Here is a 25,774-nt window from a genome sequence, read left to right on the forward strand (position 1 = left end):
CGTGCTGTGGACTCTCAAGTGGATTGCGCCGACTCGTCCCGTGCCCCTCGTTCCGGGACGCTCCGCGGTCGTGGTGCTCGGGTACGCAGACCCACGACGGCCACCGCGCAGCCGACGAGGGCCAGTGCGGCGACGGCGAGGGTGGCGGCGTACATCGCGTCGAGGAAGGCCCGGTCCGCCGTGGCCACCAGTTCGGGCAGGCGCAGTGAACCGGCCAGTGAGCGGGCCGCCTCGGCGGAGGCCCTGGCCCGCTCCTCGGCGGCCGGGGACAACCCCTGCGCGGTGCCGGGCAGTTCGGCGTCCGCCATCCGCTCCCGGTACACGCCGGAGAGGATCGAACCGGCCATCGCCACCCCGAGCGTTCCGCCGACCTGCCGGGTGACGCTGTTGACGGCCGAGCCGGCGCCCGCGAGATGGGGTGGCACCCCGCTCATCATCGCGGCCGTGACCGGCGTTCCGACCAGGCCCATCCCGAAGCCCTGGATCCACAGCAGCGCGACGATGAACCCGACCGGGGTATGCCCGTCGAGCCAGGCGTAGGCGACGTAGGTGGCCGCCGTGGCCAGGACGCCGGCCGCGACCGTCCACCGGGCCGACAGCAGCCTGCTCAGCGCCGGGGACACCTGACTGCCCAGGACGATGCCGACCGCGGCGGCGAGCATCACGGTGCCGGCCTCGGCGGGGGAAAGCCCACGGGGCCCCTGGAGATAGAAGGCCGCGTAGAACAGGTGCCCGGCCAGCGCCATGAACGCGATCAGCAGCACCACGCTCCCGGCCGTGAACCCGGGCAGCCGGAAGAGCCGCAGATCCAGGCTGGGCGCCGGGGACTTGCGCTGACCGGTTACGAAGGCGCAGAGCAGGGCGCCGCCCAGGGCCAGCGGGAGGAGGACGTGCGGCCCGTACCAGGCCTGTCCGTCCCCGGCTTCGATGATCCCGTAGACCACGCCGCCGAGGCCGGGCACCGACAGGGCGAGGCCCGGGAGGTCGAGCGGCCTGCGCCGGGGGCCCTTCAACTCGGGTACGACGGCCGCCACTCCGGCCAGGCACAGGGCGACGATCGGCACGTTGACCAGGAACACCGATCCCCACCAGAAGTTGCTGAGCAGCGCCCCGCCCACCACCGGGCCGACGGCCACGCCCAGACCGCTGGAAGAGCTCCAGATGGCGATCGCCCGGGTGCGTTTCGCCTCCGGGGTGCTCTGCACGATCACTGACAGGGTCGCCGGCATCAGCAGCGCGCTGCCCGCGCCCATGAACGCGCGCGCCACGACCAGCCACGCCGGGCTCCCCGCGAACGCACCGGCGGCGGAGGCCGTGCCGAACAGCGCCAGTCCGGCGAGGAGGGTGGCCCGGGGGCCGAACCGGTCGGCCAGCGCGCCGCCCGCGAAGAGCCCGCCGGCGAAGACCAGGGTGTAGGCGCTCGCCACCCACTCCAGCTCGGCGGGCGTCGCGCCCAGGCCCTCGGCCGGATCAGCCAGGGTGGTGACGGCGACGTTGAGGATCGAGGTGTCCAGCCAGATCAGCATCTGGGCGCAGACCACGACCAGGAGGACGGCCCACGGCCGCGACGGGACGGCCGCCGGCTCGCCGGACCCGGTCATCGCGCGCCCAGCCCGTCACGCCAGCTCGGCCGCAGCGGCTTCCAGCCCAGCGTCGTACGCGCCCGGCCGTTCGACGCGCCCCGCGCCGCGGTGAGCTGATGGGCCGTGAACCAGCCGAGCAGCCGGGGCGCCATCGCCGCCGGAACCGTGCGCGGGGCAGGGGCGCCCAGCGCACGGGCGTAGTGCGGCAGCCACTCAGCGGCCGTGGCCGGTTCGTCGTCCGTGATGTGGAGGAGCCCGGTGGCCTCCGACTCGACAGCGGCAACGGCCGCTCCCACGGCGTCCTCCACATGCAGGAACGAGGTGATCCCCGGCCCGCCCCCGGGCAGCGGGAGCTTCCCGGCCAGCACCCGCTGCCCGGTCCCGCCGGTACGGGCGTACGCGGTGCCGGGGCCGTACAAGGTGCCGTACCTGAGGACCAGGCCGCTCAGGCCCGCACCGCTCAGCACCTGCCGTTCCAGCTCGGCGACGGCCCGTACGGTGGCGGCCCAGCCGGGGTCCGGGGCGTCCACGTACAACGGTGCGTCCTCGTCGAGGACCGGATCCCCGGCCGGGGCCGCGGCGAAGGCGATGGACTGCGCGACCAGCCGCCGCGCGCCGGCCGCCCGGGCCGCCTCGACCAGGTGGGCGGTGCCCTCGGTGCGCAGCCGCGCGGTCTGCGCGAAAGCGCCTGCGGGGTCGTCGCGCAGCAGCCGCAGCGCCGTCAGCTGGTGCACGACCACGTCGGGCCGGGCGGCCGAGACCGCCGGCAGCAGGGACGCGCGGTCGAGGGCGTCGGCGACCACGGCCTCGTCCGCCTCCGGGGCCCGGGCACCGTCCCGTACCAGTGCGCTCACATGGTGCCCCCGCGCCCGCAACGCGCCCACCAGCGGATGTCCGACGACTCCGGAAGCACCGGCGACAAGTACCCGCACCGCTCAGCCCTCCGTACCCGGGGCGACCCGCATCAGCAGGCGGCACGCCTTGTCGCCGTCGCGCAGACAGCTCTCGGCCCGGTTCTCGGACAGTGTCACGCCGAGCCCCTCGGACCAGCCCGCGTGGATGTCGGTGCAGGGGCACCGGTAGCCCTCCAGCGAACCGGCCATCCGCACCATGGTGATGGCGAAGTTCCGCCGCAGCGTGAGGACGATTGCGTCGTCGCCCTCCACCTCGGTGGAGGCGTTGCGCAGTTCCGGCGGGAACATGCGGTCGCCGCACTCGTCGTAGCGGCGGCGCAGTTCCTCCAGGTCCTTGCCGGTGTCACCGCTGTCGGGCAGCGGGCCCGACCGGCGGGCGACGCGCTGCCCGACGTGCACGGCAACCTTGCGCATCGCCTCCGCGTTGATCTCGTTCGCGGCCTCCTGCCCGAAGCGCCCGGCCACGCCCTGGTACCAGTGGGCGTCGTGCTGCCACCACAGTCGGTACGCGTCCACCGTCTGCGCGCGGTGGTTGGTCTCGTCGCTGCTCACACGTGCCCCCTGGTGGCGAACCGGTCGCGCATCACGCGTTTGAGGACCTTGCCCGTGGCACCCTTGGGCACATCGTCGGGTTCCATCCGCAGGGCCCGGGCCACCAGGGGGAACCCGGCGGCTGCCAGGACCGTGTTGACCCGCTCGGTCCACGCCTCGCCGTCGCCGGCCGGGGCGTCCTCGTCCGCGAGTTGGAGCAGCGCGTACGCCTCGGCCTCTCCCCCGCCGTCCCAGTCCGCCCGTACGCCCTCGGGGGCCACCCCGACGACCGTGCAGTCGGCCAGTTCGGGCAGCTCCCGCAGGAGCAGTTCTTCGGTCCGGGTGCTGAACAGGATCCCGTCGCGGGTCCGGATCGCGTCCGGCGCCCGGTCGAGGTGGTAGAAGTTGCCGTCCTCGTCCTGGTGGGCGAGATCCCCGGTGAGCCAGTAGCCGCCCAGCCGCATCCGGTTCCAGGTCAGCGAGTCGTTCCAGTAACCGGGCGTGAGGGTCGGTGACTTCAGACCGAGGCGGCCGATCCGCCCGGGCGGCAGCGGGGTGCCGTCCTCGGCGAGCACGGCGGCCTCGGCGAAGCTGATCGGCTTGCCCACGCAGCGGGAGTAGGCCGAGGTGTCCTTGGTGTGCCGGTTGTGGAAGACGGAGTAGCCCGCTTCGGACGAGCCGAGCCCGTCCACGAAGACGGAGCCCTCGACGCGCGTACGGCGCAGATCGCGCCCGATCTTCTCGTGGCTGCCGTACCGCACCAGTGCCCGGATGTGCGCCTCGTGCGCCGCGTCCCCGGTGTTGAACCACACCTGGACACTGGAGAGGTGACGCTTCGTCAAGTCCTGCGCGGCCATCTCGCCGAAGGTCCCGGCGAAGGCCAGCACCGTGGTCGGCCGGAACTCCTCGATGGCGTCCAGCACATCGGTGCCGCGCCGGCTGGAGAGCAGCTTGATGTCCGTGCGGAGCAGCAGGCAGTACAGCAGTGTCGCCACCATGGCGTTGTGCGCTCCCGGCAGCCCCACCAGGGTGCGCTCCATGTCGGTTCCGGTGGAGTAGCGCAGCCGGTGCAGCTGCGCGTACATGAGCGTCCGGTGGGTGTGCGGAACACCCTTGGGCATGCCGGTGGTTCCGGACGAGTGCGAGATGAGCACCGGGTCGGAGGTGTCGTGCCGGTACGGGTACGTCGGCGGCAGGGCCGCGCGGTCCCCGGGGCGGATGCCGGCGGCGGTGACGCGGAAGCCGAGCCCCGATCCTGACAGCACCGCGTGATGCTCCCGATCCGTGAAGGCGCCCACCGTCCCCTGTCCGCGTACGTACTCCCGGGCGGTCTCCGGGGCCAGGTCGCCGTTGACGAACGAGGGGACCGCGCCGAGGGACGTCAGCGCCAGGAAGTTCACCGCGAACTCGGTGCTGGAGTGGGAGTGCACGGCGACCGGGTCGCGGGGCCGCACTCCCCGGGCGGCGTACCAGCCGGCGTAGGTCTCGACGGCCTCGGTCAGCTGCCCGAGTGTCAGCACCCGCGGACGGCTGCCGTCCGGAGCCCGCCAGCTGCCGTCCGTCCGCAGCACCGGCTCGTCGAGCGGACGGCCGTACGCCGTCAGGCGCGCCAGGACGTTGCCGGCGCCCAGTTCGGTGTCGGAGCAGATCCGGGCGCGCTCCTGCCTACTGATGAGCATGGGTCTCCGTCTCCTTCCTTGCCTCGGAGTCGGCCGTGAGGATGAACGCGGGCGCCTGCGGCTGCGTCGCCAGACGGTGGCTGCCGCCGTCCCGCGACAGTCGCCGGTGGGCGGAGGCCAGATCGAAGAGGCCCTGGATGCTTCCGGGGCAGGCGGCGGTCCCGGTATCCGAGTCGTTCGTCCGGTCGGCCCGGACCGTGACGGGAGCCCCGGCGCCGGGACGGGCGAGCAGCAGCGCCGCCGCCCTGCCGGCGTTCGCGGGAAGGCCGGCCAACGGGTGGCTGTCGACGGCCAGTTCACGGTAGACGGCGGCTGCCCGCTCGCCGCCGCCCAGCTCCACGCCCAGCACCAGCACCCGGTCCAGCTCCGGGTCCTCGAGCAGGAGATCCGCCATGGCCAGCAGTTCGGTCAGCGAGTCGTCGAGGGTGGAGAGGCTGAACATCTGCCCGGTGATCCGGAACTCCCGGCTCATGTGGCCCAGTACGGAGTTGGGGGTGGCCTGCATGAACAGCAGCGGGTTGTGGACCCGCCCGGCGACCATACGGCGGCTGGCCAGATCCGCTGTGGTCGTGTCGCCCATCAGGCCGGCCAGCGCCACGGCGGTCCGGGAGCCTCCCCCACTCTCGGCTTCGCTCGCGCGGGGGGACCCCCATGAGCGGGAGGTGCCGCCATCGGGCCGTTCGGCGAGGCACTGTCTGACGACCTCGTACGCCAGCGGGCTGAACGCCGACTCCACGAAGCCGGGCAGCCTCGGCAGCGCGATGTCGTCCGGACCCCCGGTGCCGTGGGTCGCGGTGGCGCTCGCCAGGATGCCGAGCGGGGAGCGCGGTACGGGCTTGTCCGTCGTCACGGCCGCTCCAGCACGAGTGCGGTGTTGGCGCCCCCGAAGGCGGCGTTGATGGTGAGGGCCCGGCGCGGGTCGGCCCGGCGCGGCCGGTTCGGCACGTAGTCGAGGTCGCATTCCGGGTCGGGCCGGGTGAACCCGGCGGTCGGCGGCAGCACACCGTCCGTCAGGGCCAGCATCGTGATGACGAACTCCACGATGCCCGCCGCCTCCAGGAGGTGCCCGGTGGTGCTCTTGGTCGAGCTCACCGGGATCGACCCGGCCCGCTCCGCGAGGGCGGCTCGCAGCCCCCGGGTCTCGGCGCCGTCGTTGTACCGGGTGCCGGTGCCGTGGGCGTTGACATAGCCGAGGGCCGCCCCGTCCGGGTCGCCGGCCAGCCGCAGCGCCTGCCGCGTGGCCTGGGCCAGGCCGGCCCCCTCCGGATGCGGCTGGGCGATGTGGTGGGCGTCCGTCGCCGCGCCCCAGCCCGGCACGGACGCCAGTGGCCGGGCACCGCGCCGCCGGGCGTGCTGGGCGGACTCCAGTACGACGGCCGCGACTCCGTCGCCGAGCAGCAGCCCGCTGCGGTCGGCGCTGAACGGGCGCACCATGCCGTCGCGGGAGAGTGCCCGGCCGGAGTCGAACTTGCCGAAGGTCTCCTCCTCCACGAGGTATCCGCCCGCGCAGACCGCGACATCGATCCGGCCGGAGGAGATCAGCCGGCAGGCGTGGATGATCGCGGCGGCGGAGGCGACACAGGCGTTGGTGAAGGTGAGCCGGGGACCGGTCAGTCCGAGGTGGCCGGCCAGCACCTCGGCGAGCCGCGCGGGCACGGCGTCGGCGAGCCGCGCCGCGGCTCCACCCGGATCGGCACCCGGACCGCCTGTGAGCACGACGCCCGGGTTCCGGCCCGTGTCCTCGCCCCCGGCGCCGTTCACCACCACCGCGTTCCGGACTGCGTCCTCACCGGCAGCGCCGTTCGGGACAACGCCCCCGGTCCGGCCCGCGTCCTCGCCCGGGGCCATGTCCGATTTCCGGGCCACACCGTCACCGGCAACGCCGTACGCGAAGACGTCCGCCTTCCGGCCCGCGCCCTCACCGGCAACGCGGCCTGACACCACATCCGCGTTCCGGGCCACACCCTCACCGGCAACGCCGTTCAGGACAACGCCCCCGGTCCGTTCCCCCGCCCGCTCAGCGGTTCGGCCGGCGTCCGTTCCCGGCCCGCGCGCCGCTACGGACGCGGCCTCCTCCGGCCGACTCCGCCAGTACCGCGTGACGCTGGTGTGGTCGCCGGCGACCCCGAGCAGGACCGCCGCCTCCGTGCCCGGGCCGAGGCCGGCCATGTCGAGGGCTTCCGCCCCGCAGCGGGCGAGCGCGTGGCGCAGCGCCCAGTCCTCCACCGCGTCGGGTCCGTCCGGAGCGGCGGCGGCCATGGGCGTGCGGTACGGGCCGGTGTCGAACCGCGTGGTGGGGCGGAACGCGGGGATCCCCGCGAAGACCCCGCGCCGGAGGGCGTCGGCGCCCGTGCCGAACGCGGTGCGTATGCCGAAGCCGGTGATCGTCACGTCACCCCTCATCCCGGCCGCTCCCTTCCGCCCGGTCCGTCTGTGCCGCACGCAGGTATCCGGTGAGCCGCCGCAGTGAGGTCAGCCCGGCGATGTCCTCGTCGGTCGGCTCGACGACCAGGCCGTAGCGCTCCTCGACGACGTGGAGCAGCCACACCAGCCCGAGGGAGTCCAGCACCAGTTCGGCGTCCTCGCCGAGGTCGTCGGGCAGTCCGGGGAAGACCTTGCGGTCCGACAGCAACTGCCGGACGGTGTCGGTGGTGATGGGGGCCGGCGAGGCTTCCGTGCTCATGCCCGCGCACCGCGTCGGACGACCTCGGCGACGAGTCCGCCGAGGGTCAGGGAGGCCAGCGGCTCGATGTCGGTGTCCGGGATCTCCACGCCGAACCGGGACTCCAGCCGCATCGTGAGCTCGATCAGGCTGAGTGAGTCGACGTCCAGCCCGCCGACGGTCACCGGGCTGTCGTCGGTGATGCCCTCGCGGCTGGTCAGGATGTTCATCTCGTCGATGACCGCGGTCAGGACGAACTCGCGGATCTCTTCTTCCAGGGTTGATGTGCTCATGGTCGGAAAACTCCATTGAGAGGTACTGGTGGGGAGTCGTTCGAAAGGTGTTCGGGCAGCTCAGGCCGGTCTACGACGCACCGCTCGCCGCCGCCTGCAACGCCGCCGCCTGACGCAGCAGCTTCCCGTTGGACGTACGCGGCAGGGTGTCCAGCAGCCGGATCACCCGCGGCAGCTTGTAGTCGGCCAGCCGCTCCCGGCACCACCGCAGGAGTTCCTCCGCGGACGGTTCCTCGGCATCGGCGGCCACCGCGACATACGCCTCGGTCACGCCCTCGTGGACCAGGACCGCCTGCTCGACCGCGGGGTGCTCGCGGAGCACGTGCTCGACCTCGGTGAGATCCACCTTCAGACCGCCGATCACCACGAGCGAGTCGGCTCGGCCGTGCACGCTGACCGCCCCGGTGTCGTCCACGGTGGCCCGGTCCCGGGTGTGCAGCCAGCCGTCCGTGTACTGCGTACCGCCCGAGTCGAAGAGATACGGGGACTCGGCCAGCGCCACGTCCAGTTCGCCCCGGTACTGCCGTAGCACCACGCCCGGGGCGGCCCGGCCGACGGAGGGCCGCAGCGCGCCGCCGACGTCGATGGCGACGATGCCGGTCTCGGTGGTGCCGTAGGCCTCGCCGACCGGTACGCCGTACCGTTCGGCGAACCGCGCCGCCACCCGCGGGGGCATCAGCTCGCCGCCCGACACCGCGATCCGCAGCTCGGGCAGGGCAGGCGGATCGAGGGCGGCCGCGAGCAGGTCGAAGTGCATCGGCACTCCGAACAGGGCGGTGACCCTCTGGTCCTTCGCGGTCCGCAGGATGTCGCGGGCCGAGACGCGGGGCGCGAACACCACGGAGACGCCGGCCGCCAGCGAGTACAGCAGCCCGCCGATCAGACCGAAGCTGTGGGCCGTCGAACTGAGCAGCAGCAGCCGGTCGCCCTCCCCCGGCATGCCGGGAACCGAGGCGAAGGCGTCCACTTCGGCGGCGAGCGACCGGACGGTCCTGCCGATCACTTTCGGCCGTCCCGTGGAGCCCGAGCTGAACTGCACCAGCCGGTGCCGGGTGGCGGCCGGCCGGCCGGTCCTGCGGCACTCGGTGGTGACCTCGTACTCGGGCCGGAAACCGAACGCCGCCCGGACGTTGGACCCGGCGCCGACCAGGAACTGCGGCCGGCAGACCGCGCAGAGAGCCTCCACCTCGGCCGGCTTGAGCCGGAAGTCGAACAGCAGCACCTGGGCACCGAGCCGCCACAGCGCGAGCAGCACCTCCACCTGGGTGAAGCTGGACGGTGTCCGCAGGCCCACGGTGCTGCCCGGGCCGATGCCGTATCCGGCGAACACGGCGGCCTGCTTGGCCACCCGCTCACGTAACTCCGCGCGGTTGACCATCTCCTGTCGGTGTATCAGGAACGGCGGGCCGTCGTCCCGGGCGTCGAGCAGCCGCTGGACGAGGTACCCCATCGAGTCGGCCGGGTCGGTCGCGAGTTCGCCCATGAGGCCTCAGACCTCCTTGCAGAACTCGCCGATGGGCAGGCCGACATGGCGCTTGTCCGTGGCCAGGTAGCCGAGCAGTTCGTCACCGGTCCGCAGTTCGGTGACGTTGAGGACCTTCCCGCCCGGGCCGAGCACCCGTACGTGCCAGTCGTCCTGCACGGTCAGACTGACCAGCCGTCCGTCCTCGGCGTGGGTGCGGATCTCCAGCAGCGGCCGGGACTCCAGCTTGGCGCGGCCCACGACGACCCGCCGGGTGCGGCCGTCGGCGCCGACCGCCAGCAGGACGCTGCCGGAGCCCACCTCGCTCAGGTAGTTGGTGCGGTTGTCCGGTCCGAGCGTGTACGAGTGCAGGGCCCCGGCGTTGACCCGGAACGGCCGGGTCGGCATGTACGGCAGCGGATGGGTCTCGCTGCAGCACAGGACGAAGCCGGAGGAGTACGAGCCGACGAGGATGCCCTCGTCCTCCTCGAAGTGGGAGCAGGTGTCCACGCAGACCCGGTCGCCGAGTCCGACGTGCCGGATGCTCTCCACGGTCAGCGTGGACAGCTCCAACTGGGGTGTGGTGGCCTGCAGCAGCCGTGCCAGAGCGAACACCTCGTCGGCGCTGCGGGGCGCGTACAGGATGCCGTCCGAGCCGCGTTCCAGCACGTCGAAGACGATCGCCGCCTCCTCCAGGTCGTCGACGACGGTCACCAGCTTGCCGTCGGCGGGCTCCGCCGCGGCCAGCACGATCTCCAGCGGGATCTTGGTCGGGTCGGCGAAGTGGATGACGGTGTACGGCAGCTTCATGGCACCCGCGCACGAGAGCTGAAGCGTGCGGTCGTCCCGTACGTCGATGAGGCCGGCGGCGGGTGTGCCACCGGCGGCGCGGTTGCCGGCGGCGAGGGCGTCCAGCTCGCCCTCGGTGCCGAACCTCCGCAGCAGGACGTCGATTCCGTCGGCGGCCGGGGAGCTTCCGGACCGGGACGAGGGCCCGGCGTCGGCGGTGTCCTTCGCCGCCTTGGCGCCGGTGCCCTTCTCCGCCTTGTCACCGGGCTTCTTCGGGTCGGCCGGGCCTTGGCCCCCGGCCGCCAGCACCCGGGTGACGGTCGGGGGCAGCGTCGCGAGCAGCTCCGCATCGGCAGCCACCACTCCGCCCATCCGGGCGTGGACGGCCGCGTCCACCACCGCCTGGAGCTGCCGGCCCGGGACTTCCCGCAGATCGATCCATGCGAACCTCATGCGACTCCTGCCACGAACGTCGAAGGACTGGTCATGCTCATGCCATTTGAGGCGCCGCCGTCGCCGTGCACGACCGCGGCGAGGCGAGCCACCAGAGAGGCGGGCGAGGGGGCCGAGAAGATCCGGCGGCCGACCGCCAGTCCCCGGCAGCCGGTGGCCATCACGGCGGTGCCGTACTCGACGAGGTCGGAGCCGTCCGGCGGACCCCCCGCCGCGAGGACGGGGATGGGGCTGCCCGCCACCACCTCCGCCATCCGCTCGACCGGCAGGGCGACGGAGGTCTTCACCATGTCCGCGCCCAGGTCCGCGGCGACGTTGGCCAGGTGCGCGAGCAGGGCGGGATCGCGCGGGTCCTCGATCCGGGGGCCGCGAGGGTAGACCATCGCGATCAGCGGCATGCCCCACGCGTCGCAGGAACGGGCCACCGCCCCCAGGTCGGAGAGTTGCCGCGCCTCGGTGTCCGAGCCGATGTTCACGTGGACGCTGACCGCGTCCGCGCCAAGCCGCAGGGCCTCCTCGACATCGGCGACCAGCACCTTGGCGTGGACGTCGGCGGAGCAGGCGGTACTGGCGCTCAGGTGCACCACCAGCGCGCAGTTCCTGAGGATGTCCGGCGCGAAGGCGCGGGCGCGTCCCTTGTGGACGATGATCCCGTCGGCCCCGCCGTCCACCAGCGCCCGGAGCAAATCGTCCCACTCGCCCGCGGGGACGATCGGGCCGTCCGAAACGCTGTGATCGAGGGGAACGAGCAGATGCCGGCCGTCACCCGCCAGCGAAAGTCTTCTCAAGCGTAATAACTTGCCGGTTTTCAGCATGGGTAATACGCCTCCCCAGCCGGTGGTCGCATTAAAGTCCGAAAAACGATGGTCGTAGAACTTTCAAGTTGCGCCGTTGTGAGCATTTCCCGTGCGACGGCCCGTTGGCAAGGTGCGATCACCGGTCAATTTTTATGCGGGATTGGGAATTATTATTGACAGCAATGTGACAGGTGCTGCGGGATTGACGACCGCATGGGGTGCTGTTCGTGCACTCTATGCGCGTTGGTGCGGTCTGCCCCCGCCCGTGGCCGCATCGGGCGCTTTGTTGTGGATGCCACGTGTAAACGGTCGGCTATTCTTCCGCCGCCCACGCGGTCTCGTTCGACAATTCGGACGACGGGATTTCCATGACGCTCCCTCGGACGCTTCCTTGTCGAATTCGAATTTGCGGGCCTAGGGTGACTTCTTATGCCCGAATCACCGTCCAAGACCGGTCCCGAGACCGCCGGCCCCGGAGCCGCCGCGTCACCACCCTCGGCGGAGAAACCCGCCGCGCGGACCGAGGCCCCGCGGGTCGCCGCCGCGAGCCTGGTCGGCACCACGATCGAGTACTACGACTTCGCCGTGTACGGCACGGCCTCCGCGCTCGTCCTCGGCCCCGCCTTCTTCCCGTCCGGCAACCCCACCGTCTCCTCCCTCGCCGCGTTCCTCACCTTCGCCGCCGCGTTCCTGTCCCGTCCCCTCGGCGTCGTCCTGTTCGGCACGATCGGTGACCGGCTGGGCCGCAGACAGGCCCTGGTCGCCTCCCTTCTGCTGATGGGCGTGGCCACCGTCGGCGTCGGACTGCTGCCCACCTACGAGACCGCCGGACTCCTCGCTCCCGTCCTGCTGGTGACACTCCGTCTGCTCCAGGGCCTCAGCATGGGCGGCGAGTGGGGCGGGGCGGTGCTGCTCGCCGCCGAGCACGCACCGCCCGGCCGCCGCGCGCTGTACGCGTCCGTCCCGCAGGCCGGCCCTTCGCTCGGCTTCCTGCTGTCCAGCGCCGTCATCCTGCCCACGCTCCACATCGCGGGCCGGGACGGCTTCGCCGACTGGGCCTGGCGCATCCCGTTCCTGCTCAGCACCGTGCTCGTCGTGATCGGCCTGTGGGTGCGTACGACGGTCTCCGAGTCACCTGTGTTCCGCGACGCGGCTCATCGCACCGCGCAGGCACCGGCTCCGGCACCGGAGTCCCGCTTTCCGCTGGCCACGCTCCTCAAGCGGTATCCCGGCCGGCTGCTGCTCGGCACCGGCGCGGCGATCGGCGGTTCGGCCGTCTACTACCTGACGATCGTCTACAGCCTCTCGTACGGCCCGAAGCAACTGGGCATCCCCCAGAACACGATGCTGACCGCCGCGAGCATCGGCGCCGCGGCCGGCATCGCCATCACCCTCCCGGTCGCCAGGCTGTCCGACCGGATCGGCCGCCGCCCGGTGATGCTGGCCGGAGCCGTCGGCTGCGTGCTGTGGGCGGTGCCCATGTACGCCTCCCTGAGTTCGCGCGACGCCTGGCTGATCACCGGCGCCTACACGGTCGGCCTCATGCTGCTCGCGCTCATGTTCTCCCCGGTGGCCGCGTTCCTCCCCGAACTGTTCCCCGCCCGGCTGCGCTACAGCGGAGCCTCCGCGGCCTTCATCCTCGCCAACACCCTCGGCGGCGGCTTCGCCCCGCTGGTCGCCACCTGGCTGAACAGCCGCTGGGACTCCCCGCTCGTCCTGGGCTTCTACACCGGCGGCCTCTGTCTGCTGAGCCTGCTGTGTCTGCTGGCCCTCCCGGAGACCCGCGACCACGAGTTCGACACCTGACGGTTCGCGTGTTCCCCGGCCCTCGGCAGGACTGGCCACTGTCCGATGCGGCTATCTATCGTTAGCCACCCTGCCCTGCACCTCGATCCAGCATTCTGGGCTCAACCCTTGACATCCAGACCCGCCCCCTCTGTGATGGCTAATACCCAATAGCCGATGTCAGGGGTCAACGTGTCGATCGGGTTCGAGACCGACGAGAAGGTCGCCGACATCGCGCGGCGCACCACCGAATTCGTCCGGGACGTCGTGCTGCCCGAGGAGCAGGCATGCGACGGGAACGTCCATGACGGGCCGGAGCCACTGCGGCGTCGGTTGCATGAGGCGGCCCGGGCCGCAGGGGTGTTCGCTCCTCATGTGGGTGTGGAGTGGGGCGGGCTCGGGCTCGATCTCTGCGGCCAGGCAGTGGTGTTCGAGGCGGCCGGATACTCGCTGCTCGGTCCCCTCGCGCTCAACTGCGCGGCGCCCGACGAGGGCAATACGCATCTGCTCGAAGTGGTCGCCACCGAGGAACAGAAGGAGCGGTATCTGCGCCCGCTGGCGGCCGGCGAGGTGCGCTCCTGTTTCGCGATGACCGAGCCGGCACCGGGCGCGGGATCCGACCCTCGTGCGCTGGCGACCACGGCGACGAGGACCGGTGACGGCTGGCGGCTCGACGGCCGCAAGTGGTTCATCAGCGGCGCCGACGGCGCCGGCTTCGCCATCTGCATGGCTCGCACGAGCGGCGTCCCGGGTGACGCGGGCGGCGCGACGATGTTCCTCGTCGGCGCCGGCAACCCGGGCATGAAGGTCGTCCGGAACATCGACACCCTGGATCAGGGCCTGTTCGGCGGGCACAGCGAGGTCGTCTTCGACAGGTGCGAGGTCGGCGACGGCGCCGTGCTGGGCGAGGTGGACCAGGGCTTCGCGTATGCCCAGGTGCGTCTCGGGCCCGCGCGCATGACGCACTGCATGCGCTGGCTCGGCGTGGCGCGCCGGGCGCAGGACATCGCCCTGGAGCGCGCGGTGGATCGCACGGCCTTCGGTAGACCGCTGGCCGAACTGGGCATGGTGCAGCAGCTGCTGGCGGACTCCGAGATCGACATCGAGACCGGTCGCGCGGTGCTGCTGCGTGCCTGCTGGGAACTGGACCAGGGGCGATCGGCCGCCCAGCACACCTCGATCGCGAAGACGTATGTCTCGGAGGCGGTGAACCGCGTGGTCGACCGGGCCGTGCAGGTGTGCGGCGCACTCGGGATCTCCGGGGACGCCCCGCTGTCCCGGCTGTACCGGGAGGTGCGTCCGTTCCGGATCTACGACGGCCCGTCCGAGACCCACCGCTGGGCCATCGCCAAGCGCGCGGTGCGGGCGGCGCGGGAGCGGAGGGCGGCACGATGACCACATCGGACGGCTCACCGAAGGCCACGGCGACGGCACCACGGCGTGCGACCACGGCCGCGGCGGACACGGACGTGGTCGGCATCGACGGCCCCGCCCTGCAACGCTACTTCGAACAGCATGTGCCGGAGTGCTCGGGTCCGTTGAGGGTGGAGTTGCTGCACGGTGGGCGCTCCAATCTCACCTATGAGGTGACCGACGGGACACACCGGTGGGTGCTGCGCCGGCCACCGCTGGGCGTTCTCACGCCGACCGCGCACGACATGGACCGCGAGTACCGCGTCGTCGCCGCGCTCGGCGGCACCGGAGTACCGGTGGCCCGGGCCGTGCTGTCGTGCACGGACCCGGCGGTGATCGGGGCACCGTTCTGCGTCGTCGACTTCGTGGAGGGCGCCGTACTGCGCGACGGTGACGAGGCCGCCGCGCTGCCTCCGGCCGACGCACGGCGCAGCGCCGATGCGCTGGTGGACGCCCTGGTGGCACTGCACTCGGTCGACGTCTGCGCTGTCGGACTCGGCGGCTTCGGCCGTCCCGACGGCTATCTGGAGCGCCAGGTGCGGCGGTGGCGCGGCCAGTGGGACAAGGTCGCCACCCGCGATCTGCCCGACATCGAAGCGCTGCACCGGCTGCTCGCCCGCGCCCTGCCCGTGAGCGGCACGGCGACGATCGTGCACGGCGACTACCGCATGGACAACACCATCCTGGAACCCGGTGACTTCGGGCGGATCGCCGCGATCGTCGACTGGGAGATGGCCACGCTCGGTGATCCCCTCGCCGACCTCGGGATGCTGCTCATGTACTGGGACCCGGTCTGCGAGCCGGTGCTCGGGGCCCGCCACGTTCCCACGGCCAACCCGGGCTTCCCCGCGGGCCACGAGCTGGCCGCACGGTACGCCACGCGCTCCGGCCGGGACATCGAAGCCCTGCCCTTCTACCAGGCGCTGGGCTGCTTCAAGCTCGCGGTCATCGCCGAGGGCATCCACGCCCGCTACCGCGCGGGGCAGACCGTCGGCACCGGATTCGAGCGGGTCGGCTCCGCGGTCCCGGCGCTGCTGCGCTCCGGGCTGGACCTGCTGTCCTGACCGAGCCACTCGACCCACTTGGCCAGCGCCACTGACGCACTCGACGAGAACCGAGGAGGACCCGTGCGAGACCGGCTGTCCGGAATGATCGCCCTGGTGACCGGCGCGACCGGTGGCATAGGAGACGCCGTCGTACGCCGACTGGCAGCGGAGGGTGCCGCGGTGGCGGTGACCGACGTGGACGCCGGCAGGTGTGAGGCACTGGCGAAGGAGCTGACCGACGACGGGGCCCGAGCGATCGGCCTGGCCCTCGACGTCAGTGACGAGGAGGCGTGGCGCCGCGCCGTCGAGTCGGTGGTCGCGGATCTGGGCGTGCTGTCCGTGCTCGTCAACAACGCGGGCATCGCCGAGATGCGAACGGTGGAGACGGAGACCCGGGAATCCTGGGACAAAGTCATCGGCGTCACGCAGACCGGTGTGTGGCTCGGCATGAAGTACGGCGGGCCGGCGATCGAGCGCTCCGGTGGTGGCTCGATCGTCAACATCGCCTCGATCTTCGGAACGGTCGGCGGCTTCGGGAGCCAGTTCTCGTACCACGCGGCCAAGGGCGCGGTCCGGTTGATGACGAAGAACGCCGCGCTGCACTGGGCCACGCGCGGGGTGCGCGTCAACTCGATCCACCCCGGCTTCATCGAGACGGCCCGCTCCCGCGAACTGTGGTGGGGCACGGAACGGCACGCCGCGATGGTCGAGGGCACCCCGTTGGGGCGGCTGGGCCGGCCCGACGAGGTCGCGGGAGCGGTGGCGTTCCTCGCCTCACCCGACGCGACGTTCGTCACCGGCTCCGAGTTGTACGTGGACGGGGGCTGGACGGCACGCTGACCCGGGAGCCGAAGAAGGAGAGGCACTCGGCCGGCCGGTGCCCCTCCTTCGCCGATGAGGTCATCGCACCCGTGTGTACTGGTTCACGCCGCCCACCGACGCCACGGTGGCCCGTCCCTGAAGCACGAGCACATCCAGGTGCGCCGCCGTCTCGTTGACCGCGAGCATCTGGTTGAAGACACTCAGCTCGCCGAACGCCACGGCCCGGCGCGTCCATCCGAGCTTGCGCGCCACCGCGTGTGCGTCGAGCGTGTCGTCGCCCAACGCTGTCAGGCTCTTGGCCAGCCGGTCGTCGTGGTGGGCGAGCAACTCGGCGACCCGGGTGTGGGTGCTGTCGGAGACCGGGCCGTGCGCGGGCAGCAGGCGGGAGTCCGCGTACCTGTTCATCAGCCGCAGCGAATCCAGGTAGTCGGCGAGCGGCCGGCCATCCGGGTCGGACAGTTCGAAGCCGATGGACGGAGTGATGTGCGGCAGGACGTGGTCCCCGGAGAACAGCAGGCCCCGCTGCTCGTCCAGGAAGACCACATGTCCCTTGGTGTGTCCCGGAGTCGGTACGACGCGCAGCTCGCGGTCGCCGAAGCGGAGGGTCTCGGCGGCGAGCCAGCGGTCAGGGGCCTCCCACACGCTCGGGTCGAAACCGCCGTGGTCCATCGCCCGGATACGGCCCGCCAGTTCGCCGGCGCCTGCCCTGGTCAGGGTCTCCAGTGAGCTCACGGGTACGTCGCTGCGCAGCCGGCCGAGCATCTCCAGGCCCGGTCGCTCCCCGGAACCGAGGTAGACGCGCGAGCCCAGCAGCCGGCGCAGTTCCACCGCCTGCGTGTAGTGGTCGCGGTGGATGTGGGTGACCAGGATGTGGCTGAGGTCGCCGAGGTCGCGGTCGATGGCGGACAGGGCTTCCTCGAGCGCCTTGCGCGCCTCGGGGATCGCCCAGCCGCCGTCGATCATGACGATCCCCCCGTCGTCGGCGAGGTCCTCCAGCAGGTAGACGTTGACCGCGTGCAGGCCGTCGTTGGGAAGAGGCAGAGGAACGCGGTGCACCCCGGGCTGTACGGTCTGCACTCCGGCTGCGGCCCACGGGCCCTGGTCGAACCGCGCTGTCATGATCCTCCTTGGTGGGTGCCGCCCCGGGATCATGCCCGTGGGCACGCGTGACGGCACGGTCGTGCGAATGGTCGCCTCGTCAGGCGTGGTCGTCGGTCGTCCAGGCATGCAGTGTGACGGCCAGGTCCCGGGCCCCCCTCCGGTCGAGCTTGCCGACCTTGGTCTGGGGCAACTCCTGGATGCCGTAGACGAATTCGGGCCATTTTGTCTTGGACAGGCCTACGCTCTCCAGGTGCCCGGTCACCTCGGCCAGGCCTATGCCGCCGCCGTCCTCGGTGACGACGAGCAGTGCCACGCGTTCCCCGAGCACGTCGTCGGGAACCGCCGCGACACAGGCCCTGGCCACGCGGGGGTAACTGGCGACCGCGCGTTCTATCTCGGTGATGTCGATGTTGCGGCCGCCGCGGATGATGATGTCCTTCTCCCGGCCCATGATGCTGATGGTGCCGTCTTCGTGGGTCACCAGCAGGTCGCCGGTGGGCAGGTAGCCGTCCTCGGACAATGCGGCCGGCGCCACCTCGCCGTCGCGGGCGTAGCCGAGGAAGAGGGATGGCCCGCGCACCTGGGCCCGCCCGGTCACGCCCGGCCCGGCGGTCCGGCCGTCGGGGGTGAGCGCGCGTACGTCGGTACCCGGGAAGGGGCGGCCGTCTCTGCCGAGCCGGATCTCCTCAGGGTCCTCGGGGCTGGGTGAGGTGTGCCCGAGGCACTCGGACATGCCGAAGACGCGCAGGATCTTCGTGCCCAGGGACTCCTCCGCCCGGGCCAGCGCTCCACGGTCCATCGGCCCACCGCCGACGGTGATCGACCGGACTCCGCGAAGGACACCGGAGCCGGCCGCCTCGGCGCCCATCTGCAGCGCCATGGTCGGTACGCACATGGTCCAGCGGACATCGGCGTCGGCCATCCGCCGCAGGGCGACGGCCTTGTCCCACTTCCCCGTCATGACGAGCGGCCCGCGCAGCAGGAGGGAGAGGTAGACACCGAAGCAGTACGCCGCCGTCGACGACAGCGGCACGATGGCGGCGACGGCGTCGCCGGGCGCCAGGCCGTTGACGGTGATGGTGCTCGTGGCGGCATAGCGCAGGGCCGACTCGGACTGTACGACGCCTTTGGGACGCCCGGTCGATCCGGAGGTGAGGCCGATCAGGGCGCCGCCCGACCAGCGTGACACCCCACGTGTGTGGGGCGTGGCCAGGCACGTCCAGCCGTCGAGCACCTGCCGCGGCGGGCCCGGCAGCCGGTCGGCCACCGCCCATTCGTCCATCGCGGAGGGCTCGGCGACCACGGCGTCCGGGCGGATGTCCTCCCAGGCCGCGGTGAACTCGGCGTGTGTGGTGTGCCGGTTGACGACCGCGATGACACCACCGCTCAGGCCGACGGCGAGGGTGGCGGCGACAGTGCGCCATGAGTTGTCGGCCTGGACCATGACGGTGCCGCCCGCTCCGTCGGCCCTTCCGGTGGACAGCGCCGCGGCCAGCAGCGTGGCCTCGTCGAGCAGTTGCCGTGCCGTATGGCTTCCCGCGTCGTCGATGACGGCGACGAAGTCCGCCTCGTCCGCCTTGTGTTGGTACTCCCGCACTACCTGTCGCATCCTGTCCCTCACTGCGCTGTGCCGAACGTCAACGTCAGGCGGCGAACATCTCCGCCTCGTGCCCCATGACCGCGATGCGGCGGCCCTTCATGTCGCCGACCTGTGCGACGGCCTCGGCCCACTCGGGGCTCGCGAGGGCCTTCCTCAGGTCCTCCGGGGAGTCGAAGCCGAGCACGGAGATCCCGTCCCAGCCTTCGGAGCGCGGCTCCAGAGCGGCGTCGATCTCGGTGTGCCGCCAGGCGCGCAGTCCTGGCAGTCGGTAGGTCAGCTCCGCGTGGTCGCCGCGCCACCACGCGATGAACTGCTCGTGCGTCCACTCCGGAGGCCGAGCTGCCAGCAGGACGAGGTTGTACATGACGGTTCTCCGTACATGGTCGCGTACATGGTCGGTCGTGCGCTCAGGTGAAGCGGATCTCTGACGAGCGGCCGATCAGCAGGCGCTGCAGCCGGCCCTCGTCGTTCACCCGCCCGGCGGCGACGAAGGTCGCCTCGGGGACACCCGCGCGTCGGACCTCGCCCAGGAAGAGCTCGTCCTGGCCGAGCGTGGTCGCCGACAGCCGGTGGTGGGTGCGGGTGCCCCTCTCGCGCTGTTCGAGGTAGCCCACGAGGGCGGCGCGGTCGCCGGCGAAGTCGGTGGCGTTGCCGTCGCCGGTGGAGAAGAGGATGGACAGCGAGAAGTCGTCGCTGATCAGGTCGAGGATCCGGGACGGCTCGTCCCCGTCGAGGATCTCGAACCACGCGGTGAGGAAGGGGGCCGCGGTGGAGGTGTCGGTCATGCCCGGCTCCTGTCGGTGGTGGCCTGTCCGGCCCATTCGACGAGCTCGAAGGACGTGGTGAAGAAGGACTGGTAGCGGGCCAGGAGTCCACCGGGCGAGATCACCGCGGCCGAGAGGAAGGATCCTTTGTACCGACCGCCCTCCGTCACCACTCCGTAGACAGTCTCGAGGTCGCCGTCCCGGCTGTACCGCAGGATCTCGTGCGACCGGTCCACGGCATCGCGGCCGGCGATGTACGCCGCGAAGTCCTCTTTGGACTTGCCGGCGACCTCCTTGCCCGGCAGGGCGATGAGGAAGCGGAAATCGGGTTCGAGCAGCTCCAGCGTCCGCTCCGGATGCCGACTGTCCATGCTGGCCATGTATGCGCGCAACGCCATGAGTGAGCCCTTTCGGTCGGCGGCGCTTCCCTGATGATCAACCTGAGTCAAGTTCAATTCAGTTGGGATGGTAATCCGGTGGAAACACGCCTGGCAATAGCAAAGCCCCCGACGGAATCCGTCGGGGGCCGGAAGACCGGGACGCTCAGGGCGTCACGTGGCGACCATCCGCACGCAGGCACCCTCGATCAGTTCGCTGACCTCCGACAGCGGCGTCGGCCCGGACGGCCGGTACCACCGCCAGACGCTGACGATCAGGCCCAGCACGCTCGCACCCAGCAGCTGCGCGTCGCGCAGCGGGAACGCGCCCTGGGACATGCCCCTGACCAGCAGGTTCGTCCAGTCCCGCTCGACGACTTGGACAAGCTGGCGGGCCGCGACGCGCTCGGCCTCCTCCCGCTTGGACTTGCGCGGGCCGGAGAGCAGGTCCATGTGGTTCTGCAGGATGCGCATCTGCAGAACCTCCTGGTCGGAGACGTCGTAAGCAGCGCGAACGGCCGCCCGCAGTGCCTCCACCGGCTCCGCGACGTCCTCCGTCGCCTCCGTGAACTTGTCGTGGGAGCGCTGCAGCTCCAGCCGCATGATGGTGAGCAGGCAGTGGGTCTTGGACTCGAAGTAGTGATACAGGGCGGTCTGCCCGATGCCGACCCGCTCCGCCACCGTGGACCACTTGGTGGCCTCGAAGCCCGCCTCGCCGAAGTGGTCGACGGCGGCCGCCAGAATGGCGGCGCGCTTGGACCTCGGGCCCGCTTCCGGTTCAACGATCTTTGTCGCCATGCCTGACCTGTCTCCTGGCTGCCGCCCACCTCGTGCGTACCCGAGAGTAGCCCCAAGCTGAACTCAGTTGCCAATCGACTTCCGGTCAAAGGCGCTCCAGCACGATCGCGTTGGCCATGCCGCCGCCCTCGCACATCGTCTGCAGACCATAGTGTCCGCCGGTCCTGCGCAGTTGGTGGACGAGCGTGGTCATGAGCCGGGCGCCGGTGGCGCCGAGCGGATGCCCGAGCGCGATGGCCCCGCCGAAGGCGTTGACCCGTTCCGGGGCGGCGCCGATCTCCTTCTGCCAGGCGAGGACGACCGAGGCGAACGCCTCGTTGATCTCGACCAGGTCGATCTCGCCGATCGACAGCCCAGCTTTCTTCAGGGCCTTCTCGGTGGCGGGGATCGGGCCGGTCAGCATCTGGATCGGGTCGGAGCCGACCACGGTCATGGTGTGCACGCGGGCCAGCGGGGTCAGACCGTGACGGCGCACCGCCTCCCCGGAGGCGATCAGCAGGGCGGCGGCGCCGTCGGAGATCTGGCTGGAGACGGCCGCGGTGAGCTGGCCGCCCTCGGTGAGGGTCTTCAGGCCGGCCATCTTCTCGAGGGTGGTGTCGGCGCGCGGACCCTCGTCGGCGGCGAGCCCGAAGGCCGGGGTGATCTCGTCGTCGAAGACGCCGTCGGCCTGGGCGGCGAGGGCCCGCTGGTGGCTGGTGAGCGCGAAGCGTTCCATGTCGGTACGGGAGACGCCCCAGTTCTCGGCGATCAGCTCGGCCCCGCGGAACTGCGAGACCTCCTGGTCCCCGAAGCGCTCGCGCCAGCCGTCCCCCGCGTACGGGCTGCCCATGCCGGCCTGCTCACCGACGAACATCGGGCTGGCGATGGGCACCAGGCTCATCACCTCCACCCCACCGGCGACCACCAGATCGGCGGCGCCGGAGCCGACCGCCTGCGCGGCGAAGTGCACGGCCTGCTGGGAGGAACCGCACTGACGGTCGATGGTGGTGCCGGGGACGTGCTGCGGCAGCCCGGCCGACAGCCAGGCGGTGCGTGCGATGTTCCCGGTCTGTGCGCCGAGCTGGCTGACGCACCCGAAGTACACGTCGTCGACGGCCTCCGGGTCGGCGCCGGTGCGTTCCAGCAGCGCGCGCAGCACATGAGCGCCCAGGTCGGCGGGGTGCACGCCGCTGAGCATGCCCTTGCGGCGGCCGACAGGGGTACGGACGGCTCCGACGATGAATGCTTCCGACACGGTGTGCTCCAGGGTTCGGTACGGGATCAAAGACGGGGCGGGACACGCGTGAAGTCGGGCGCCCGCTTGCCGAGGAAGGCGGCGACGCCCTCACGGCCCGTCTCGGAGGCGGCCGCGGCGGCGAGTGCAGTGGCCTCGCGGTCCAGTTGCGGCCCGAGGTCCGCGGTCAGTCCGGCGGCGACGAGCCGACGGGTGGTCCCGAAGGCGGTGGTGGGTCCCCTGCGCAGAACCTCAGCCGTGCGCTCGGCCTCGGCGGCCAGCCGCTCGGGGGCCACGGTACGGCTCACCAGCCCGATCGCCGCGGCTTCGGCCGCGGGGATGCGGCGGTTGGTCAGCAGCAGGTCAAGGGCCCGCTTGGGGCCGACGAGACGAGGCAGGAACCAGCTGACTCCGGCGTCCGGTGAGTAACCGATGCCGGTGTACGCGGCGGTGAACGAGGCATCGTCGGCGGCGAGCGTCACATCGGCGGCCGCGGCCAGGCCGATGCCGGCGCCCGCCACCGCACCCTGCACTGCGGCCACCACGGGCGCGTCGCTCGCGGCGAACGTACGCAGGGCGTCGTGCAACGCGTCGGTCACCGCGGTCAGGTGCTTCTCCAGCGCCTCACCGGACAGCCGTGAGAACTCCCTGAGGTCGCCGCCGACGCAGAAGGCCCTCCCCTCGCCGGTGAGCAGCACGGCCCGTACGGCCTCGCGTGCGCAGGCCCGCGCCGCCTCCAGCAGTCCGCGCGCCAGGTCCAGGTCGATGGCGTTGCCCGCCTCGCCCCGGCGCAGGGTGACGCGGGCCAGGCCGGCGTCGTCGATCTCGATGCCGACGCTCGCCGCTCCGGCCGTCATCGGGCCGTCCATCCGCCGTCGACGGTCAGCACCTGTCCGGTGCAGTACGAGGAGGCGTCCGAGGCGAGGAACAGCAGCGCGCCGTCGAGTTCGTGGCCGTCGCCGCCGCGCCCCAGCAGGGTGTTGCGCTCGACCCAGCGGCTGGAGCGCTCGTCGCCGAAGAGGTCCGCGGTCATCTCGGTGCGGAACCAGCCCGGGGCGAGCGCGTTGACGCGTATGCCGCCGCGGCCCCACTGTCCGGCCAGCTCCCGGGTCAGGCCGATCAGTCCGGCCTTGGACGCCGAGTAGCTCGCGCCGCCCAGGGGGGCGGCGGTCACCAGGCCGAGGATGGAGGAGACGTTGATGATGCTCCTGCCGCCCGCGTCGCCGGGTGCCTCGGCGGTGAGGCGGGCCAGGTGGTAGGGCGCGGTGAGGTTGACGCCGAGGACGTCGGTGAACGCGTCCGGCGACTCGTCCTCGGCGCGGGTCTCGCCGGAGGTGGCCGCGTTGTTGACCAGGACGTCGAGCCGCCCGGTGGCGGCCAGCGCGGTCTCGGCCAGCCGCGTACGGTCGTCGGCGAGCGAGACGTCGCAGGCGACGGGGTGGATACGTGCGTCGGAGTCGGCGAGTTCCTTCAGCCGGTCGATGCGGCGGGCCGCGGCGAACACGGTGGCGCCGGCCTGCGCCAGGACCGCGGCGAAGCGTGCGCCGAGCCCGGCGGAGGCGCCGGTGACGACGGCTGTCCTGCCCTCGAGCGAGAACAGCTCGGCGGTTGACCGCGGCGCGCTCACTCGTCCACCCCGATCGGCAGGGCGGTCGCTCCGCCGTCGAGCACCAGGGTCTGGCCCGTCATCCAGGAGGACGCGTCGGAGGCCAGGAACAGCGCCGCGTTCGCCACGTCCTCCACCGTGCCGAGGCGCCGCAGCGGCAGCTTGGCCGTGAGGATCGGCTCCCGGACCTCCCACACCGCCCGCGCCAGTTCGGTCTTGATCAGCCCGGGGGCGATGGCGTTCACCCGGACCCGCGGCCCGAGTTCGTAGGCGAGCTGCCGGGTCATGTGCAGCATGGCGGCCTTGGTGGCGTTGTAGTAGCCGATGTGCGGATCGACGATCAGCCCGCCTACGGAGGCGATGTTGACCACCGCTCCCCCGTGCTCGGCCATCCAGGCCCGCCAGGCGGACCGGGTCCAGGCGATCATGCCGTACTGGTTGACGCGTACGGTCTTCTCCGCGCGCGGCAGGTCCAGGTCGAGCAGGTCGCCGTGGTACGGGTTCGTGGCCGCGTTGTTGACGAGGATGTCGACCCGGCCGAAGCGGGCCATGGTCTCCTCGACGCAGGCTTCGGCCTGCTCGGGTTCGCCGGCGTTGGCCACGACCGTGTGCAGGTCGCCGTCGCCCTTGACGCGCAGCAACTCCTCGCGCGCCTCGGCGAGTCCGGCCGCCTTGCGGGCCGCGATCACCACGTGCGCGCCGGCCGCTCGGTAGGCGGTGGCGATGCCGAGCCCGATGCCGCGGGATCCGCCGGTGATGACGGCGACCTTGCCGTGGAGCGGGTGGGCACTGCCGTCGAGGGTGTTGGCGCTCACGCTGCCCCTGCCTTCGTGTCGGTCTTCTTGTACTTGGCGAGTTCCTGGCGGGCCACCGTCCGCAGATGCACTTCGTCGGGGCCGTCGGCGATGCGCAGTGCTCGCGTGATGGCGTACAGCCGGGCCAGTACGGTGTCGTCGCTGACCCCCGCCGCGCCGTGGGCCTGCACCGCGCGGTCGACCACCTTGTGGGCGACCTCCAGTGCCGCGACCTTGATCGCGGAGACCTCCATGCGGACGGCGGCGTTGCCGACGGTGTCCATCAGCCAGGCGGACTTGAGGACGAGGAGGCGCAGTTGCTCGATCTCGATGCGGCTGCGGGCGATCCATTCGCGCACCACGCCCTGGTCGGCGAGCGGTCCGCCGAAGGCGGTGCGTTCGGTGACGCGCTCGCACATGAGCTGAAGGGCACGTTCGGCGAAGCCGACAGCGCGCATCGCGTAGTGCATCCGCCCCGGACCGAGCCGTCCCTGGGCGAGCGCGAAGCCCTCTCCCTCGCCCCGGAGGATGTTCTCCACGGGCACGCGGACGTCCTCGAAGAGCACGTCACCGTGTCCGAGCCGGTCGGTGTAGCCGAACATCGGCAGGTCGCGCAGGACCGTGACGCCCGGGGTGTCCCGGGGGATGAGCAGCATGCTCTGCTGTCGGTAGGCGGGCGCGTCCGGGTCGGTCTTGCCCATCAGGATGATGAGCTTGCAGTCGGGGTCGAGGATCCCGGAGGTGTACCACTTGCGGCCGTTGACGACATAGCTGTCGCCGTCGCGGGTGATACGGGTACGGATGTTGCGCGCGTCGGAGCTGGCGACCTCCGGCTCGGTCATGGCGAAGCAGGAGCGGATCTCCGCGTCCAGCAGGGGCCGCAGCCAGCGTTCCTGCTGCTCGGGCGTGCCGTACAGCGCGAGCAGCTCCATGTTGCCGGTGTCGGGCGCCGAGCAGTTGAACACCTCGGGGCCGATGATCGAGCGGCCCGCCAGCTCCATGAGAGGCGCGTATTCCAGGTTGGTGAGCCCCGCGCCCCGGTCGCCGTGCGCCATGAAGAGGTTCCACAGGCCCTCGGCGCGCGCCTTCTCCTTCAGCTCGCGCATCACCGGCGGCAGCGCGTGCGGGTCGTCCGCCTCGGCCAGCTGCCGGTCGTACACGACCTCCGCAGGGAAGACGTGCTGCTCCATGAACGACCGCATGCGGTCCTGGAGTTCACTCGCGCGGGGCGAGAATCCGAAATCCACGATTGCTCCTGTCCGGGGGCGGGGTTCCGCGGTTCGTGTGGTCGG

Annotated in this window: 26 protein-coding genes; 4 read left to right on the forward strand and 22 right to left on the reverse strand. The window is 71.7% G+C overall.

What is annotated here, in order from left to right:
• Positions 1–14 precede the first annotated feature (14 nt).
• From OG542_RS03975 to OG542_RS04025, 11 genes are all read right to left on the reverse strand, one after another.
• The gene (locus OG542_RS03975) at positions 15–1,601 is read right to left on the reverse strand and encodes an MFS transporter (RefSeq protein ID WP_328408227.1); all 1,587 of its coding nucleotides are present in this window, start codon (positions 1,599–1,601) and stop codon (positions 15–17) included.
• Complete coding sequence (locus OG542_RS03980; RefSeq protein WP_328408229.1) at positions 1,598–2,515, reverse strand: NAD-dependent epimerase/dehydratase family protein; 918 nt, start codon at positions 2,513–2,515, stop codon at positions 1,598–1,600. The genes OG542_RS03975 and OG542_RS03980 overlap by 4 nt, the downstream gene beginning before the upstream one ends.
• A 3-nt stretch (positions 2,516–2,518) precedes the next feature.
• Complete coding sequence (locus tag OG542_RS03985; RefSeq protein WP_328408231.1) at positions 2,519–3,049, reverse strand: hypothetical protein; 531 nt, start codon at positions 3,047–3,049, stop codon at positions 2,519–2,521.
• Positions 3,046–4,707, reverse strand: coding sequence for a class I adenylate-forming enzyme family protein (locus OG542_RS03990; RefSeq protein ID WP_328408233.1), 1,662 nt, complete (start codon positions 4,705–4,707; stop codon positions 3,046–3,048). The genes OG542_RS03985 and OG542_RS03990 overlap by 4 nt, the downstream gene beginning before the upstream one ends.
• Entirely contained in the window at positions 4,694–5,557 is an 864-nt protein-coding gene (locus OG542_RS03995; protein WP_328408235.1) for a hypothetical protein, read from the reverse strand. Before OG542_RS03995 ends, OG542_RS03990 begins: the two co-directional genes overlap by 14 nt.
• The gene (locus OG542_RS04000; protein ID WP_408057852.1) at positions 5,554–6,693 is read right to left on the reverse strand and encodes a beta-ketoacyl-[acyl-carrier-protein] synthase family protein; all 1,140 of its coding nucleotides are present in this window, start codon (positions 6,691–6,693) and stop codon (positions 5,554–5,556) included. Before OG542_RS04000 ends, OG542_RS03995 begins: the two co-directional genes overlap by 4 nt.
• 406 nt (positions 6,694–7,099) lie before the next feature.
• Positions 7,100–7,390, reverse strand: a complete 291-nt coding sequence (locus OG542_RS04005; RefSeq protein WP_193481498.1) for an acyl carrier protein — start codon at positions 7,388–7,390, stop codon at positions 7,100–7,102.
• On the reverse strand, positions 7,387–7,662 hold the full coding sequence (locus OG542_RS04010; RefSeq protein WP_031105264.1) for an acyl carrier protein: 276 nt from the start codon (positions 7,660–7,662) through the stop codon (positions 7,387–7,389). Before OG542_RS04010 ends, OG542_RS04005 begins: the two co-directional genes overlap by 4 nt.
• A 70-nt stretch (positions 7,663–7,732) precedes the next feature.
• Entirely contained in the window at positions 7,733–9,145 is a 1,413-nt protein-coding gene (locus OG542_RS04015; RefSeq protein ID WP_328408239.1) for a class I adenylate-forming enzyme family protein, read from the reverse strand.
• A 6-nt stretch (positions 9,146–9,151) separates the two neighbouring features.
• A complete protein-coding gene (locus OG542_RS04020) occupies positions 9,152–10,366 on the reverse strand; it encodes a 3-dehydroquinate synthase II family protein (RefSeq protein WP_328408241.1) in 1,215 nt (404 codons plus the stop codon).
• The gene (locus OG542_RS04025; protein ID WP_328408243.1) at positions 10,363–11,181 is read right to left on the reverse strand and encodes a 2-amino-3,7-dideoxy-D-threo-hept-6-ulosonate synthase; all 819 of its coding nucleotides are present in this window, start codon (positions 11,179–11,181) and stop codon (positions 10,363–10,365) included. The genes OG542_RS04020 and OG542_RS04025 overlap by 4 nt, the downstream gene beginning before the upstream one ends.
• 411 nt (positions 11,182–11,592) lie before the next feature.
• Between OG542_RS04025 and OG542_RS04030 the strand changes: the two genes are divergently transcribed.
• From OG542_RS04030 to OG542_RS04045, 4 genes are all read left to right on the forward strand, one after another.
• Positions 11,593–12,969 (forward strand): MFS transporter, encoded by a 1,377-nt coding sequence (locus OG542_RS04030; protein WP_328408245.1) that lies wholly within the window; start codon positions 11,593–11,595, stop codon positions 12,967–12,969.
• Between the two features lie 156 nt (positions 12,970–13,125).
• Positions 13,126–14,343, forward strand: coding sequence for an acyl-CoA dehydrogenase family protein (locus OG542_RS04035; protein ID WP_328408247.1), 1,218 nt, complete (start codon positions 13,126–13,128; stop codon positions 14,341–14,343).
• Complete coding sequence (locus OG542_RS04040) at positions 14,340–15,425, forward strand: phosphotransferase family protein (protein WP_328408249.1); 1,086 nt, start codon at positions 14,340–14,342, stop codon at positions 15,423–15,425. Before OG542_RS04035 ends, OG542_RS04040 begins: the two co-directional genes overlap by 4 nt.
• Before the next feature lie 63 nt (positions 15,426–15,488).
• Entirely contained in the window at positions 15,489–16,247 is a 759-nt protein-coding gene (locus OG542_RS04045) for an SDR family NAD(P)-dependent oxidoreductase (RefSeq protein ID WP_328408251.1), read from the forward strand.
• A gap of 60 nt (positions 16,248–16,307) precedes the next feature.
• Here the strand turns inward: OG542_RS04045 and OG542_RS04050 are convergent, their stop codons facing one another.
• The 11 genes from OG542_RS04050 to OG542_RS04100 form a co-directional block, all read right to left on the reverse strand.
• On the reverse strand, positions 16,308–17,348 hold the full coding sequence (locus OG542_RS04050; protein ID WP_328408253.1) for an MBL fold metallo-hydrolase: 1,041 nt from the start codon (positions 17,346–17,348) through the stop codon (positions 16,308–16,310).
• 79 nt (positions 17,349–17,427) lie between these two features.
• Entirely contained in the window at positions 17,428–18,939 is a 1,512-nt protein-coding gene (locus tag OG542_RS04055) for a class I adenylate-forming enzyme family protein (RefSeq protein WP_328408255.1), read from the reverse strand.
• 34 nt (positions 18,940–18,973) lie between these two features.
• Positions 18,974–19,294: an EthD family reductase gene (locus tag OG542_RS04060; RefSeq protein ID WP_086846381.1), complete on the reverse strand. Its 321-nt coding sequence runs from the start codon at positions 19,292–19,294 to the stop codon at positions 18,974–18,976.
• A 43-nt stretch (positions 19,295–19,337) separates the two neighbouring features.
• Complete coding sequence (locus tag OG542_RS04065; RefSeq protein ID WP_328408260.1) at positions 19,338–19,715, reverse strand: hypothetical protein; 378 nt, start codon at positions 19,713–19,715, stop codon at positions 19,338–19,340.
• Complete coding sequence (locus OG542_RS04070) at positions 19,712–20,092, reverse strand: nuclear transport factor 2 family protein (RefSeq protein WP_328408262.1); 381 nt, start codon at positions 20,090–20,092, stop codon at positions 19,712–19,714. The genes OG542_RS04065 and OG542_RS04070 overlap by 4 nt, the downstream gene beginning before the upstream one ends.
• Positions 20,093–20,245: 153 nt before the next feature.
• A complete protein-coding gene (locus tag OG542_RS04075; RefSeq protein ID WP_261677806.1) occupies positions 20,246–20,869 on the reverse strand; it encodes a TetR/AcrR family transcriptional regulator in 624 nt (207 codons plus the stop codon).
• Positions 20,870–20,954: 85 nt separating this feature from the next.
• A complete protein-coding gene (locus OG542_RS04080) occupies positions 20,955–22,103 on the reverse strand; it encodes an acetyl-CoA C-acetyltransferase (protein WP_328408265.1) in 1,149 nt (382 codons plus the stop codon).
• Between the two features lie 26 nt (positions 22,104–22,129).
• Positions 22,130–22,939: an enoyl-CoA hydratase/isomerase family protein gene (locus OG542_RS04085; RefSeq protein WP_328408267.1), complete on the reverse strand. Its 810-nt coding sequence runs from the start codon at positions 22,937–22,939 to the stop codon at positions 22,130–22,132.
• Positions 22,936–23,709, reverse strand: a complete 774-nt coding sequence (locus OG542_RS04090) for an SDR family NAD(P)-dependent oxidoreductase (protein ID WP_328408269.1) — start codon at positions 23,707–23,709, stop codon at positions 22,936–22,938. The genes OG542_RS04085 and OG542_RS04090 overlap by 4 nt, the downstream gene beginning before the upstream one ends.
• Positions 23,706–24,503, reverse strand: a complete 798-nt coding sequence (locus OG542_RS04095) for an SDR family oxidoreductase (RefSeq protein ID WP_328408271.1) — start codon at positions 24,501–24,503, stop codon at positions 23,706–23,708. The genes OG542_RS04090 and OG542_RS04095 overlap by 4 nt, the downstream gene beginning before the upstream one ends.
• Positions 24,500–25,729 (reverse strand): acyl-CoA dehydrogenase family protein, encoded by a 1,230-nt coding sequence (locus OG542_RS04100; protein ID WP_328408273.1) that lies wholly within the window; start codon positions 25,727–25,729, stop codon positions 24,500–24,502. The genes OG542_RS04095 and OG542_RS04100 overlap by 4 nt, the downstream gene beginning before the upstream one ends.
• Between the last annotated feature and the right edge of the window lie 45 nt (positions 25,730–25,774).

Source organism: Streptomyces violaceus, assembly GCF_036014075.1.
GTDB classification, from domain to species: domain Bacteria; phylum Actinomycetota; class Actinomycetes; order Streptomycetales; family Streptomycetaceae; genus Streptomyces; species Streptomyces violaceus.